The sequence below is a fragment of the Sediminicola sp. YIK13 genome, from assembly GCF_001430825.1.
Taxonomy (GTDB): Bacteria; Bacteroidota; Bacteroidia; order Flavobacteriales; family Flavobacteriaceae; genus Sediminicola.
Window position 1 is genome coordinate 418,803 of the sequence record NZ_CP010535.1, and the last position, 14,673, is coordinate 433,475.

Annotated in this window: 14 protein-coding genes; 12 read left to right on the plus strand and 2 right to left on the minus strand. The window is 39.4% G+C overall.

All coding sequences use genetic code 11. The features are described from left to right. Positions 1–43: 43 nt before the first annotated feature. The 5 genes from SB49_RS01940 to SB49_RS01960 all read left to right on the plus strand — a co-directional run bounded on the left by SB49_RS01940 (position 44) and on the right by SB49_RS01960 (position 5,249). Entirely contained in the window at positions 44–952 is a 909-nt protein-coding gene (locus SB49_RS01940) for a ribonuclease Z (RefSeq protein WP_062053346.1), read from the plus strand. A 169-nt stretch (positions 953–1,121) separates the two neighbouring features. Further along, positions 1,122–1,769, plus strand: a complete 648-nt coding sequence (pdxH, locus tag SB49_RS01945) for a pyridoxamine 5'-phosphate oxidase (protein WP_062053348.1) — start codon at positions 1,122–1,124, stop codon at positions 1,767–1,769. A gap of 11 nt (positions 1,770–1,780) precedes the next feature. After that, a complete protein-coding gene (locus tag SB49_RS01950; protein WP_062053350.1) occupies positions 1,781–2,269 on the plus strand; it encodes a SixA phosphatase family protein in 489 nt (162 codons plus the stop codon). After that, a complete protein-coding gene (gene ppk1, locus SB49_RS01955) occupies positions 2,266–4,350 on the plus strand; it encodes a polyphosphate kinase 1 (protein WP_062053352.1) in 2,085 nt (694 codons plus the stop codon). Before SB49_RS01950 ends, ppk1 begins: the two co-directional genes overlap by 4 nt. A gap of 8 nt (positions 4,351–4,358) precedes the next feature. Further along, on the plus strand, positions 4,359–5,249 hold the full coding sequence (locus SB49_RS01960; RefSeq protein ID WP_062053354.1) for a Ppx/GppA phosphatase family protein: 891 nt from the start codon (positions 4,359–4,361) through the stop codon (positions 5,247–5,249). Between the two features lie 39 nt (positions 5,250–5,288). Here the strand turns inward: SB49_RS01960 and SB49_RS01965 are convergent, their stop codons facing one another. After that, on the minus strand, positions 5,289–5,870 hold the full coding sequence (locus SB49_RS01965; protein ID WP_062058757.1) for a tRNA-(ms[2]io[6]A)-hydroxylase: 582 nt from the start codon (positions 5,868–5,870) through the stop codon (positions 5,289–5,291). Positions 5,871–6,072: 202 nt separating this feature from the next. Here SB49_RS01965 and SB49_RS01970 point away from each other — a divergent pair, with 202 nt between their 5' ends. Genes SB49_RS01970 through SB49_RS02000 form a run of 7 tightly spaced genes read left to right on the plus strand, consistent with a single transcriptional unit; the run spans position 6,073 to position 12,833 of the window. Continuing rightward, positions 6,073–6,927 (plus strand): EboA domain-containing protein, encoded by an 855-nt coding sequence (locus SB49_RS01970; protein WP_062053356.1) that lies wholly within the window; start codon positions 6,073–6,075, stop codon positions 6,925–6,927. Position 6,928: 1 nt separating this feature from the next. After that, entirely contained in the window at positions 6,929–7,837 is a 909-nt protein-coding gene (locus SB49_RS01975; RefSeq protein WP_082591058.1) for a TatD family hydrolase, read from the plus strand. Positions 7,838–7,871: 34 nt separating this feature from the next. Then, positions 7,872–8,729, plus strand: a complete 858-nt coding sequence (gene eboC, locus SB49_RS01980) for a UbiA-like protein EboC (RefSeq protein WP_062053358.1) — start codon at positions 7,872–7,874, stop codon at positions 8,727–8,729. 11 nt (positions 8,730–8,740) lie between these two features. Next, positions 8,741–9,883 carry a 3-dehydroquinate synthase gene (locus SB49_RS01985; RefSeq protein ID WP_062053360.1) on the plus strand — a complete coding sequence of 381 codons (1,143 nt, stop codon included), beginning with the start codon at positions 8,741–8,743 and terminating at the stop codon, positions 9,881–9,883. A gap of 18 nt (positions 9,884–9,901) precedes the next feature. Further along, positions 9,902–11,098 (plus strand): metabolite traffic protein EboE, encoded by a 1,197-nt coding sequence (eboE, locus tag SB49_RS01990; RefSeq protein WP_062053362.1) that lies wholly within the window; start codon positions 9,902–9,904, stop codon positions 11,096–11,098. Then, entirely contained in the window at positions 11,095–12,471 is a 1,377-nt protein-coding gene (locus SB49_RS01995) for an alkaline phosphatase family protein (RefSeq protein WP_062053363.1), read from the plus strand. The genes eboE and SB49_RS01995 overlap by 4 nt, the downstream gene beginning before the upstream one ends. Positions 12,472–12,476: 5 nt before the next feature. Next, the gene (locus tag SB49_RS02000) at positions 12,477–12,833 is read left to right on the plus strand and encodes a transmembrane 220 family protein (protein ID WP_062053365.1); all 357 of its coding nucleotides are present in this window, start codon (positions 12,477–12,479) and stop codon (positions 12,831–12,833) included. Here the strand turns inward: SB49_RS02000 and SB49_RS02005 are convergent. Beyond that, on the minus strand, positions 12,830–14,644 hold the full coding sequence (locus SB49_RS02005; protein WP_062053367.1) for a DNA polymerase III subunit gamma/tau: 1,815 nt from the start codon (positions 14,642–14,644) through the stop codon (positions 12,830–12,832). The two genes, SB49_RS02000 and SB49_RS02005, sit on opposite strands and share 4 nt — an antisense overlap. Between the last annotated feature and the right edge of the window lie 29 nt (positions 14,645–14,673).

Sequence of the window (14,673 nt, forward strand, 5' to 3'; positions counted from 1 at the left end):
AAAGGATTGTTCTCCTCAGTTAGTGCCTTAACTTAAAAACTACATGAAATTACACATCTTAGGTTGTTATGCCGCCACGCCCAGAACTTTTACCAACCCAACGGCTCAAGTCCTGGAAATTAAAAACCATTTATTTTTGATTGATTGTGGAGAGGGGACGCAAGTACAGCTAAGAAAACATAAAATAAAGTTTTCCCGCATCCAGCATATATTTATTTCCCATTTACATGGGGATCATTTTTTTGGACTTCCAGGATTAATATCTACCTTCCGATTATTAGGTCGAAAGACGGCATTACATATTTATGGTCCTAAAGGGATAAAAGAGGCTGTGACCCTGCTCTTGAAATTGGGAGATTCTTGGACAAATTATCCCTTGATATTTCATGAACTTACGACCAAGCTACCTGAACTTGTTTTTGAAGATGAGAAAGTTACGGTAGATACCATTCCGTTGGACCATAGGGTGTATACCAATGGATTTCTATTTCGGGAGAAACCTGCGGACCGAAAATTAAATATAGAAGTGGTAAAAAAGTACAGTATCGATACGTGTTACTACCAAAATATTAAAAGTGGAAAGGATATTGTTTTGGATAACGGCATTATTGTTCCCAACCGTGAACTCACCTTTGAACCACCCAAACCCAAGAGTTATGCCTTTTGTAGCGACACGGCATATATGCCGGATATGGTGCCGCAAATCAATGAGGTGGACGTGTTGTACCATGAATCTACTTTTTTGGAATCTGAGCAGCATATGGCCCCTAAGACCAAGCATGCTACCGCCAAGGAAGCCGCCAGTATTGCCAAGGCAGCAAATGTGGGGGTCCTTATTTTGGGCCATTACTCTACGCGATATGCTTCTATTGAGCTTTTTAAAGAAGAGGCAATGGAGGTTTTTGAGCGTGTTGAATTGGCAGATGATGGAAAGTCATTTGATTTTCATTAGCCTTGTTGTTTTAAGCAAACGTTCAATTTAATGGACCAAAAGGCCAACTTAGTCCTTTTTGTTATCCTTAGCCAAAAAATTGATAAAAAGCGTTTAGACTTTTCGTGAATTGCGTTCTTTTCCTCATTTTTGTCACTAAGAGGCTGGTAACGAAATAATCTAGTGTTAAATGCAGAAAGATTTAGGCAATTATAGAAAGAGCTATGAAAAGAGTGCCTTGGAAGAAGGCGGAATTTCTGACAATCCCATAGAATTATTCCAAAAGTGGTTTTATGAAGTGGAGGCTTCGGAAGGGATTGATGAGCCTAATGCCATGACGATATCAACTATTGGTTTGGATGGTTTTCCAAAAAGCAGGGTGGTGCTGCTTAAAAAGTATACGTTTGAAGGATTTATTTTCTATACGAACTATACTAGTGAAAAGGGAAAGGCAATTGCGAACAATCCCAATGTATGCCTTTCATTTTTTTGGCCCAATATGGAACGACAGATCATTATTAAGGGAAAAGCCGAGAAGTTAGCAGAAAATCTATCCGATGGTTATTTTGAATCTAGGCCTGAAGGAAGTAAACTAGGGGCAATTGTTTCGGATCAAAGTAGCGTTATACCTTCTAGATCGGTACTAGAGGATAAATTGAAAGCCTTGGAAAAAGAATTCCAGGGCAAAGAGATACAAAGACCGGATTTCTGGGGTGGGTATATGGTAAAACCTGTATCCATAGAATTTTGGCAGGGAAGACCCAACAGATTACATGATAGGGTAAGATACTCCTTGCAAGAAGATTACAATTGGAAAATAGAGCGTTTGGCACCTTAAAATCATACCTTATGAAAACATTGATCTTAGTGCGTCATGGAAAATCGTCTTGGGAATATCAAGTTGATGATCAGGATAGGCCATTAAAGGAAAGGGGAATTAAGGATGGCCATCTTGTTGGTTCGGCCTTAAAATCAAAGAATATTAGCATTGACGCCGCATTCTCTAGTCCGGCTAATAGAGCTTTGCATACCTGTATGATTGTATTGCGCAAACTGGATTTTCCTTTACACAAACTTCGGATCACAAAGGAATTGTACGATTTCTCTGGGGAGGATGTGTTCCATTTTGTAAAAAACCTGGATAACCAATATGAAACCGTCCTTATTTTTGGACATAATTACGCATTCACCAATGTGGCCAATAGCTTGGGAAGTAAAGCCATAGACAATGTGCCCACTACAGGCATGGTGCAACTAAATTTTAGTGTAGATCGCTGGGAGGATATTGCAAAAGGAACTACTGAACAGACTATTTTCCCAAAACAACTTAAAAAATGATCAAATCCAAATACCAATATATCAACCGGGAAATAAGCTGGTTGCAATTTAACGAACGCGTATTACAGGAAAGTGCAGACAAGAACGTCCCTTTGATAGAGAGGCTGAGATTTGTTGGAATTTTCTCTAATAATTTAGATGAATTTTTTAAAGTACGATATGCCACGGTTAAAAGAATTGTCGAAGCCGGGAGATCTGGGAAGAGTGTTCTAGGGGGAGAAATTGCAAAAGACCTATTGGAGGAAATCACGGAAATCGTAATTAGGCAGCAGACCAAAAGTTTAAAGATACTTGGTGACATTGAAAAGGAATTGGAGACCAAAAATATCTTTTTGATCAATGAAAAGGAGATAAAAGACAGTCAGGCCGAATTTATCAGGAGTTACTTTGCTCAAAAAGTGAGTCCGGTATTAATGACCATTATCCTCAATGATCTTGCCGAATTTCCAACGCTAAAGGATACAGCAGCCTATCTTGCCGTTAAAATAATCTTGAAAAAAGACGAAAAGCATCCAACGGAGGACGGGAAAAAGGAAAAACGTTATGCCCTTATAGAAATCCCAAAAGGTATAGACCGTTTTGTTGTCATTCCGAGCCAAGAGGATAAGAGTTATATCATCATGTTGGATGATCTGATTCGATACTCCTTGGGCAATATCTTTAATATGTTCAATTATGAGTCTATCACTGCCCACATGATCAAGATTACCCGTGATGCGGAACTTGATATAGACAATGATTTGAGCAAGAGTTTTATTGAGAAAATTTCATCCAGCGTAGAGCACAGAAAGATCAGTGATCCTGTCCGTTTTGTCTATGACAAAAATATAGGAAGGGACACCTTGGAATTTTTAAAGGATAAAATGAACATTGAGGATACGGATAGCGTTATTCCCGGGGGACGATATCACAATAGAAGGGATTATATGGGCTTTCCCAGTTTGGGACGTGAAGATCTGATGTATGAAAAAATTAAGCCGCTGCCCATAAAGGATTTTTCAATGGAGGGGAGTTTGTTCAATCTTATTGCAAAAAAGGATTACCTGCAATACACTCCATACCATACCTTTTCCTACGTTATTAGGTTTTTAAGGGAAGCAGCCTTGGACCCTAAAGTGAAAAGCATAAAAATTACAGTATATCGTTTGGCAGACAATTCACAGGTCACAGCCTCCCTGATCAATGCTGTAAAAAATGGCAAACAGGTTACGGTACAAATAGAACTTCAGGCCAGATTTGATGAGCAGGCAAATATCCAATATGCAGAACAATTACAGGCAGAAGGGGTAAAGCTCATCTTTGGGGTTCCAGGATTAAAGGTACACAGCAAAATATGTCTTATAGAACGGGAGGAAGACGGAGTGAATAAACGTTACGGATTTATCAGTACGGGTAACTTTAACGAAGCTACGGCAAGGATCTATACAGATTATACACTTTTTACCGCTCATGATCCTATATTAAAAGAGCTGAATATGGTTTTTGATTTCTTCGAAACCACATATAAGATCAATAAATACAAACATCTCATTGTTTCGCCGCACTACACCAAAAATGTGTTCAAGAAACTGATAGATAAGGAGATTGAGAATGCCAAAGCGGGTAAGGAGGCGTATATAAAGATCAAAATGAACAGTTTCACCTCTTATAAGATGGTGGATAAATTATATGAGGCCAGCAAGGCCGGGGTGAAGATTCAATTGATAATAAGAGGAATCTGTTGCCTCGTGCCAGGAGTAAAAGGGTTGAGTGAAAATATTGAAGCCATTAGTGTTGTGGATAAATTTTTGGAACATCCAAGGGTATTCATATTTTCTAATAATGGAGACCCTAAAGTGTATATATCCTCAGCAGATTGGATGACAAGAAATCTAGATTACCGGGTGGAGGTAGGATGTCCAATTTATGATCCTGAATTAAAACAGGAGCTATTGGATACTTTTGAGATTTCTTGGATGGATAATGTCAAGGCGAGAGTCTTCAGTGCCAATCAGGATAATGCCTATAGGAAAAATAACAAAGTCAAGGTGCGTTCCCAGTTTGCGATTTATGACTATTACCTTAAAAAATTAAACGCTTAAGCCAAGGTATTTTGAAAATAAGAAAGTTTGCAGCAATTGACATAGGTTCCAACGCAATACGTCTGTTGATTCACAACGTTATAGAAGAGAAGGGTAAAAAGACCCAGTTTAGAAAGAGTTCCCTGATTAGGGTGCCTGTTCGTTTAGGGGAGGATTCTTTTACCGTAGGGGAAATATCGGAACACAATGAGGAGCGTATGTTAAATGCTATGAAAGCGTTTAAATTGATCATGGATGTCCATGGCGTTGAGAAATACATGGCATGTGCTACTTCTGCAATTAGGGAAGCCAATAACGGACATGAAATAGTAGATCGTATCTATCAGGAATCTGGAGTAAAGATAGAAGTTATAGACGGTAAAAAGGAGGCGGCAATCATAGCCTCTACAGATTTGAAGCAGTTGATCCAAAACGATCAATCTTACCTTTATATAGACGTTGGAGGAGGTAGTACGGAGTTTACCCTCTTTACAGATGGCAAAATAAAAGTCTCAAAATCCTTTAAAATTGGGACCGTTCGGATTCTTAACAATTTGGTAGGTGAGGGAATTTGGAAAAAAATTGAACTGTGGATCAAGGAAAATATCCAGGGACATAGCAAAATTACCATTATTGGTTCTGGCGGTAACATCAACAAACTCCACAAAATGTCAGGTAGAAAAGAAGGGGAACCTTTATCGTATATCTGGCTCAATTCCCAATACCACTTTTTGGAAAATATGAGTTACGATGATAGGATATCAGAACTTGGGTTGAACCCAGATAGGGCCGACGTTATTATTCCCGCTACACGAATTTATTTGTCAGCGGCCAAGTGGTGTGGGGCCAAGAAAATATACGTACCAAAAATAGGACTGTCTGATGGTATCATCAAAACAATATACCATTCCGAACCATAAAGGAATCAATTTAGTTTGGTAATTGTTTGGTGGAATTCGTTACCCGTGAATAGATTCCTTTGTCCCCAAATTGTTCATTAATTCTGCTTCGTAAGTCAAAAGATCCTGCCATTTTTGGTCTACCTTTTCCCGTACACCATATTGACGGGCGAATTTTAGAAACATGGTATAATGTCCGGCCTCGCTGACCATTAGTTTATGATAGAATTCCGCTAATTCCTTATCCTTTAGCTGTTCAGAGAGCAACCTAAAACGCTCACAGCTTCTTGCTTCAATCAAGGCTGCGTACAATAATCTGTGGACCAGCTGCGTGGTGCGGCTGCCACCTTTGGGGAAAAACTTTATCAGCGCCAATACATACTCATCTTTCCTATCCCTTCCCAGTACTTGTCCTCTTGCTATAATTCTGTCATGGACCATCCTAAAATGTCCCATCTCTTCCCTGGTAAGGGCTACCATTTCCTGAACAAGATCTGTATACTCAGGAAATCCAACAATCAACGAAATAGCTGTTGCCGCAGCCTTTTGCTCACAGTAGGCATGATCGGTCAAAATTTCATCGATATTTTTTTCTACAATATTGACCCATCGAGGGTCGGTGGGTAGTTTAAGGCCTAGCATTTTCTTATATTTGAAAGCAAAATTAAATAGAATTTTGTAAAGGGGATTTTTTATAAGGTATTTTTTTCTTTTGCAAGAATTTAACCTTTTGAACATACTATTCTTTTTTGATTCCAGTTATCTTATTTTCGGCGAATAGTTTCTATAATAAATAGGATGGGGAATACAAGGAATAAATACACGTAGAAATTAGTACTAGCATATGTTTATAGAAAATGTAAGTCAAGAATTGGCCAAGATCCTTCATCTTCATTTGGATAAAGACCATTTAAAGTGGATGGAAGGTAAGATAGACGGTATTATTGAAGAAAAGTCTTCCAAGGACCTTTATTTGACATATAGTTTAATGGCTTCTAAAATAAATCCAATCCCTTTGGACAAGATGCCTTCAGGTGAGAACGAGGTAATTCAATATTTAGAGACCCAAAACGCAAATCTTTTACAAATAGGTAGGGTATATCTTTTGATTCGGGTACTGGAGGCTGATGAAAATTTCTTTTTTAACAAGGTCGAGAATATCATACAGGTTTCGGATACTGGAGAATTGGAGACATTTTTAAAATTTTTGGTATTAATGCCCAATTCGGGTAATTATAGGAACGTTGCGGTGGAGGCCTTAAGGACCAACATCGCTACAATATTTGATGCGATCTCATTAAATAATCCATATCCCTCAATGTTTTTTAATGATCAGCAATGGAACCAAATGTATTTGAAAGCTGCTTTTATGGAAAGGGATCTTAGTTTGATCACGGATATAGAGGCTAGGGCAAATAAGGATCTGGTCCGAATTATCTCTGACTATGCACATGAAAGATGGGCTGCTTCCAGAAAAGTAGACCCTTACTTTTGGAGGCCGGTAGGCAGGTTTCTCAATGATACGCTCGTTGAGGATATGAATAGACTATTTTTAAGTGAGGACGAAAAGGATCATATGGCTGCGGCCCTTGCATGTTCTATATCTGAAAATCCCAAAGCAAAAGCATTATTGGAAAAATATCCACAAATAAAAAATAAGTTAGATCAAGGTTTAATTTCTTGGAGTAAAATAAATTGATATGAAAGATAAATTAATGATTATAGATCCCCATATTCACATGACGTCCAGAACCACGGATGATTATGAGGCTATGGCGGCAGCGGGCATAGTGGCGATAATAGAACCTTCATTTTGGTTGGGACAACCAAGAACGCAAGTGGGTTCTTTTCAGGATTATTATAGCAGTTTAGTAGGGTGGGAGCCTTTCAGGGCAAGCCAGTTTGGTATAAAACATTACTGTACCATTGGCTTAAATTCCAAAGAAGCTAACAATGAAGCTTTGGCTGAACAGGTCATAGAGTTGTTGCCGTTATATTTTCACAAAGAAAACGTAGTTGCCATAGGAGAAATTGGCTACGATGATCAAACCCCCGCGGAGGACAAGTATTTTAGGATGCAGCTTGATTTGGCCAGAGAACTGAATATGACAGTTCAGGTGCATACGCCACATAGGGATAAAAAAGCAGGAACTATTAAAAGCATGGAAGTTTGCCTAGAACATGGGTTGGACCCTTCAAATGTAATCATAGACCACAATAACGAAGAAACGGTAAAAGAAGTGCTCGATAGAGGTTTTATTGCAGCATTTACCATATATCCCAAAACAAAAATGGGTAATGAGCGAATGGTTGAGGTGGTACGAAAATATGGAAGCACCAATATCATTGTAGACAGTTCTGCAGATTGGGGTGTGAGCGATCCGCTTGCTGTACCCAAAACAGCCTCACTAATGTTGAATAAAGGTATTTCAAGAGAGGATGTGATAAAAACCTGTTATCAAAATGCCTTGGATGCCTTTGGTAAAAATGGAAAAATGAAGGAGGAACACTGGTTGGGGAATAAGGGCATTGACCAGCGGGAATTATTTAATGACAATAGTGTGTTAAGAGGGCAGGAACCAAAAATAGAAGGGGATAAAATTGTCTAAAAAATATTCTTTTATCAAGGGGTGCCTAATTTTAATGCGACCTCCAAATCTGCCCACCGCCGCGGCAGATATCATTACCGGAGCGGCCATTGTAGGGGTGTTTTCCCAAAGTTGGGAGCTGTTTCCCTATAACTTCATTTTGCTTATAACTGCGTCAATACTTTTGTACGCTGGTGGCGTCGTATTAAACGATGTTTTCGATCATAAAATTGATGCTCTGGAAAGACCTGAGCGTCCTATCCCTAGTGCAGTGGTCCCCTTGCGGACAGCGGCTATTTTAGGTGGTACATTATTAATACTGGGTGTTCTTTTGTCTTTTCTGTGCAATAGAGAAGCAGGATTGGTGTCCATTGTACTGGCTACTGCCATACTTCTATATGACTCATGGGCCAAACATCATTCATTTTTTGGTCCTTTGGTAATGGGAAGTTGCCGAGGTCTGAATTTATTGTTGGGCATGAGTCTATTCGGATTACCGGTTGGATCCAATTGGTATCTTATACTGCTGCCTGTGATTTACATAGCTGCGGTAACCCTAATCAGTAGGGGAGAGGTCCATGGAAATAATAAGCGAAATATCCTTCTTTCAGGCTTTCTGTATGTGCTGGTAGCGTCCACTATTTTTTTAATGATGTTACAGGATGTGGATCGATTGGTTCTGGTCATTCCATTTTTGATATTATTTGTCTTTTCCATATTTAGACCCCTATTGAGGGCCTATAGGATAAATACTCCTGAGAATATTAAAAAGGCCGTTAAATCTGGCGTTTTATCCTTGGTCCTAATGGATGCCGCATTGGCATCAGCTAATTCAACATGGTGGGTAGGATTATTAATTATCCTGTTACTGCCTTTATCCTTATTTTTATCAAATCGTTTTTCTGTAACGTAATCTAGTTATTCATGGGTATTCCAAAATCGATCGAACAGACCTTCAAAGTGGAGTATAAGTACCAATTACACTTCACGCAACACTTGTTTGATAAGGACAATTCACTTTTCAATACCATCTTTAAGAACTATGGCCAAGGCAGTAGTGTAAAAGTTTTATTCATAGTAGATGAAGGAGTCGTAAGATCACATCAATATTTATTACAGGACATTAAAGAATATTGTGAAAAATATGCCTCGCAAATTCAATATCGCGATGCACTTGTAATTCCAGGGGGAGAACAGGTAAAGCATTCGGTTGCTTCCTTGAATCAAGTTTTACAAGGGATCAATGATGCTAAGATATGTAGGCATTCATTTGTGGTTGTCATAGGGGGAGGAGCTTTGATAGATATGGTCGGTTACGCTGCTGCCATAGCCCACAGAGGGGTTAAATTGCTGAGGATACCTTCTACCGTTCTGTCACAGAACGATTCGGCGGTGGGCGTTAAAAACAGTATCAACCACTTTGGGAAAAAGAACTTTTTGGGAACCTTTGCCCCTCCTTATGCTATTATTAACGATAGCCACCTTTTGAAGACCTTGGAGAAAAGGGATTGGATTTCTGGGATAGCAGAAGCCATAAAAGTAGCCCTGATCAAAGACAGTGCATTTTATAAGGAAATAGAAAGAACGTCCAAAAAACTCAGAGATCGGGATATGGCTAGTATGGAGCACCTCATTTACAAGTGTGCGGAACTTCATATGCAACATATAGCCCAAGGTGGAGATCCTTTTGAGGCTGGATCTTCCAGACCCCTGGATTTTGGACATTGGGCAGCCCATAAGCTCGAGCATATGACCCAATATAGTATAAGGCATGGGGAGGCCGTCGCCATTGGTATGGCCATAGATCTTACCTATGCCAAATTAATAGGGTTAATATCGGAAGAAACCCTTTCATCAATTCTTGATGTTCTATTGAATATAGGTTTCGATCTAAAATTGCCTATTCAAGAGGACCAAATTGAGGAACTGTTAAAGGGGATAGAAGAGTTCAGGGAACATTTAGGTGGCGAACTGACCATCACCTTGATTTCTGAAATTGGAAAAAAACACGATGTGCATCAGATTGATGAACCTCTGATGAAGGAAGCCATATCCCAATTGCTATAACTATTTTGATAGTGCTATATGTTGATTCAAGATAAATTTCACGTAACCTATTGTTCCAACATCCACCCGGGTGAGGATTGGGAGTCTACATTCCGTAATCTAAAAGATTTTATTCCAAAGATAAAAGGGGAGTTATCCAAAGATTCACCCTTTGGTATAGGCTTGCGACTTTCCAATGCTGCAAGTATTCAGCTTGACCAGGGAAGTAATTTAGAGGATTTTAAAAATTGGTTGGCCCAGAATAATTGCTATGTTTTTACAATGAACGGTTTTCCTTTTGGGGAATTTCACAAGACCCAAGTCAAGGATAAGGTTCATGCTCCAGATTGGACCACTAGGGAACGGGTAGATTACACTAAGAGGTTGTTCAAACAGTTGGCCTTTTTGTTGCCAAGTGGTATGTCGGGGGGTATTTCTACCTCCCCGATAAGTTATAAGCACTGGTATGCTTCTAAAGAGCAACTTGCCCAGGCCCTAAAAACTGGCTCTAAACACTTGACGGAGGTGCTATTGTACCTTCAGGAATTGGAAAAAACTACAGGAAAATATTTGCATCTGGATATAGAGCCAGAGCCAGACGGACTCCTTGAAAATACGGTAGAATTTGTAGATTTTTATGAGAATTATTTGGTCCCAACCGCAAACAAGGAAATAGTTTCCAGAATGGGATTGAATGAACAGGAAGCTGAACAATTGACTAAAAGACACATTACCCTATGTTATGATATTTGCCATTATTCCTTGGCATATGAAGAGCCAACTTTCACTTTTGAACAAATGAGAAAGGTGGGGATTACCATTGGTAAGATCCAGGTGAGTTCTGCCCTTAAGATTATTTTTGAAAAGGGGAAGGAAGATCAAATTTGGAACTCCTTGGCGAGATTTAATGAGCCTACCTATCTACATCAGGTGACTGAGAAAAAGGAGGGTAAGGTTAAGGTTTATAATGATCTGCCTATGGTATTAAAAAATCGAAAAGCACATAAAGAGCTTAGGGCCCATTTTCATGTCCCTATTTTTTTGGAGAAGTTTGATGATCTATATTCTACCCAGGATCAAATACTCAGTACCTTGTCCTATTTGGAAAAACATGATGTAACGGAACATCTAGAAGTTGAGACCTATACTTGGGATGTGTTGCCAGAAACACTAAAAGTGGATCTGGGACAATCAATTATTAGGGAGTTAAAGTGGTTAAAGGAACACATGGCATGAAGAAAACGGTAGTTATAAATATTGTTGGTTTAACCAAAAGATTGATAGGGGAGCACACTCCATTTATCAAAAATTTTATGGATGATGGTGCCTGTGCTACTATTGAACCGGTTTTACCTGCGGTAACCTGTGCTGCCCAATCTACTTACCTCACGGGTAAATGGCCTTCGGAACATGGTATAGTTGGTAATGGTTGGTATTTTAAGGAAGAGCACGAGGTTAAGTTTTGGAGGCAGTCTAATAGCTTGGTACAGTCAGACAAAATATGGGAAGCCCTAAGGAAGCAATTTCAGGATTTTACATGTGCCAATCACTTCTGGTGGTACAATATGTATTCCAATGCGGATTACAGCATTACGCCCCGCCCTAATTATCTTGCGGATGGCCGTAAGGTACCAGATGTTTATTCCTATCCGGCAGATCTTAGGGATAAGCTTCAAAATGAATTGGGCACCTTTCCGCTCTTTAATTTCTGGGGTCCGAAAACTTCTATAAAATCAAGCCAATGGATTGCAGATGGGGCACTGTCCACCGATAGAATGTACGATCCCACTTTAACCTTGATCTATATTCCACATTTAGATTACAACATTCAAAGGTTTGGGCTCGATTTTGATAAAATAGGAAAGGATCTTCAAGAGGTGGATGCTCTAGTGGAAAAAATGGTTGCCCATTACCAAAAAAAGGACACCAATATTATATTGCTTTCAGAATACGGTATCACCAATGTAGATCAGCCCATCCATCCAAATAGAATTTTGAGAAAAAAGGGATATGTAAACATAAGGGAAGAACGTGGTTTGGAATTGTTGGATGCCGGGGCAAGTAAGGCATTTGCCGTATCGGACCATCAGATATCCCATATTTATGTCAAGGATAAATCTGAGATAGATACCTTGAAGAAAATTTTTGAATCTGAACCTGGAATAGAAAAGGTGTTAACGGGCAATGATATTAAACAGGTACATTTAAATCATGAGCGCAGCGGGGATTTGGTCCTGGTCGCAGATGCCAGATCATGGTTTACGTACTACTTCTGGTTGGATGATTCCAAGGCGCCAGATTTTGCCAGAATGGTGGATATCCATAAAAAACCTGGTTATGATCCTGTAGAAATGTTCACGGATCCTAAGGACCATTTTGTGGTGCCAAAAATTTTATGGAAACTACTAAAAAAGAAACTTGGTTTTCGTACTTTGATGAATGTTATTCCCTTGGAAGCCTCTTTGGTAAGAGGATCGCATGGAAGAACTCCAGAAAACACAGACGACCATCCAATTTTTATAACCAATTCAAAAAGGGCCCCGTTGGAACAATCTATTAAAGCTACTGACGTTTATAGTTTATTGTACAAACATGTTTCCAATACGTAAAGTTTATGAAAACGGTATTTAAATTGATAGCAATAGTTTTTACAATCTTATTCTTCTGGGCAGCCTATGTACAGTGGAATGACCCTGATGCCCTGTTGTGGTATGCTATTTATGGAAGTGCAGCTGTGGCATCCTTATTTTTTTTCCTGGATAAATTATCATTTAATATTGCACTGCTATTATTTGTCTTGTATTTTATTGGTGTATTTATCTTTTGGCCAGACCAATTTGAAGGAGTAGGTCTAGAGGATGGAGAAATAAACAATATAGAACATGCTAGAGAATCTTTGGGCCTTCTTATCAATGCTCTAGCAACGCTTATGTATGGCTTGAGGATTAGGCATACGAAGAAAAAGACTTAAAAATCCAGATCAAACTCTTTTCTCAAAATATCGATTACCGGATTCTTTTCCCTTAATTTCTCGTACTTCTCCAAAGGAGTAAAGGCAAACTTTTTTGCAGTTTCCTCATTAACGGTTATGGTAAGGCTAATGAAATGGTTGTTCAGTTTTAACCTAAGGTATTCCATTAGGTCATACTGTTCCCGCTCCACCTCTTTTTTCATAGTGCCATTTGGAAGTTCTATCCATAAGGTGGTTTGATCCTTAAGTTTTGGAATGTCCGTATTTAGATTGGAAGCCAAGATTTTTCTACCGTCCTTATCGATTATTTCCACAAATTCTGCCCAATGTGCCCTCATCTCCTCTTCGGTAAATGCATCTTTGGGTAATTGGCGCTCATCAACGGTCTCGTCCTTTCTGTTCAGCTCATGCTCTTTTTTGGCCTTTAAGCTAGATATGGAGAGGCCTGACACCCTTTTTGTGGGAATATTTAAGGCTGGTTTTGGGGTGTCTCCCTTTTTATTAGCCTCGTCAGAGGGACTATTAATTTCAATAGGGGGTTCTGCTACAAGAACTTCTGTAGCTGATTCTTCGTTGGCTACTAGCGGTTTTTGTGCTTGAGGTCTGTCTGTTGCCTTGGGTGAAGGGTTGGTGGCAACAGCCCCATTCGATTCTTCTCTTTTTGGAGTAGGTTTTGCATTTGCTTGACCTTTAAAAAAAGAGGCTGGTATTAAAAAGTCACTGATTCCTAAACGATCAGATTTTTTTTTTTGGCCATCGAAGTCGATGGAAGCCAGTTTCATAAGGGACAGCTCTACGAGAAGTCGCTGGTTTTTACTGGACTTGTACTTGAGATCACAATCATTTGCAATGTCAATACCTTGCATTAAAAAGGAACTGGATACCTTTTTGGATTGTTCCAGATAATTCTTTTTGGCTTCGTCCCCTACCTCTAAAAGTGCTATGGTATCTTCATGTTGACAGACCATAAGATCTCTAAAATGGGAAGCCAAGCCCGATATAAAATGGTGTCCGTCGAAGCCTTGGGATAAGGTTTCGTTAAACAACATCAATAAACCAGGGATATTATGAGCGAGGATTAGATCTGTGGCCGAAAAGTAGGTATCGTAATCAAGAACGTTCAAATTTTCGGTTACCGCCTTTCTCGTCAATTTTTTCCCTGAAAAACTAACGACCCTGTCAAAGATGGAAAGAGCATCGCGCATGGCCCCATCTGCCTTTTGGGCAATAATATGCAGGGCGTCATCGTCCGCTTCTATTTCCTGGTTTTCTGCAATATATTTTAAATATGCTGCCGCATCCTTTACCGTGATCCGTTTAAAATCAAAAATTTGACAACGGGATAAAATAGTAGGGATGATCTTATGTTTTTCTGTGGTTGCCAAAATAAAGATGGCATGTTTGGGCGGCTCCTCCAGCGTCTTCAAAAATGCATTGAAGGCTGCCTGGGATAACATATGTACCTCATCAATGATGTACACCTTGTACTTTCCAGTCTGGGGTGGAATCCTCACTTGGTCCGTAAGGTTTCTTATATCATCTACAGAATTGTTGGAGGCAGCATCCAGCTCAAAAATATTGAATGCAAAATCTTCATCTGTATGTTCGGTACCGTCTTCATTTATTTTCTTTGCCAAGATTCTGGCACATGTGGTCTTTCCCACACCTCTTGGGCCACAAAAAAGAAGGGCCTGGGCCAAATGGTTGTTCTCTATGGCATTGAGCAGGGTGTTTGTAATAGCCTGTTGCCCCACAACATCCTTGAACGTTTGGGGTCTATATTTTCTGGCAGATACTACAAATGGTTCCACAAATATGATCTTTAATGCGGTATGGGCAA